General features: G+C 41.4%; 1 protein-coding gene. It reads right to left on the bottom strand.

The window, feature by feature from the left end; genetic code table 11:
• Positions 1-9: 9 nt before the first annotated feature.
• Positions 10-608: hypothetical protein (locus LD39_RS23315; RefSeq protein ID WP_035552789.1), on the bottom strand; the 599-nt coding region annotated here is incomplete at its 5' end.

Here is a 608-nt window from a genome sequence, read left to right as displayed (position 1 = left end):
CCCTTGTATTTATCTTGTTTTTTTAGTGGAAGTTGTCGCATTTGATAACAGTTTTACCTTCAGCTTTTTTTCTAACCATCCAATCACTCGTGCCGCGAAAAAGATGATTTTAGTGGAGGAGTGAATTGCGAAGAATTTACCTAGCGCTTTCCCCCCTACTGTCAAAGCTGCTACCACACTGGTTAGTACGACAGAAATGACGATTTGCACCGTGGATCCTTCACTATGACCAAAAGAATTAGCGAGCTGGATAACAACGACGGCGGATGCTGTCCCACTAACTATACCTGATATATCCCCTATTACATCGTTACAGAAACTAGCGAATCTGTCCGCATTCCTTACAATAGCAATCGCTTCTTTCGCACCTGCAACTTTCTCTGATGCCATCGCATGAAAGGGTGTCTCCTCTGCAGCTGTTGCAGCAATCCCTAACATGTCAAAGATAACACCTATGAACACGATGATGAAAACAATAATCAGCCCGGCGATCCAAATGACTCCGCTGAGTACCGAAGAAGATATAACTGAAAAAATAGCCGCTAACACAAATGTGATAACGGCAATACTTAAACTGAATTTTAAGGATTTTTTAAATTTATTGTCCA

Origin of the sequence: Halobacillus sp. BBL2006 (assembly GCF_000786645.1) — a bacterium.
In the GTDB taxonomy this organism is placed as follows: domain Bacteria; phylum Bacillota; class Bacilli; order Bacillales; family Halobacillaceae; genus Halobacillus.
This window is presented reverse-complemented; position numbering and strand designations above follow the sequence as displayed.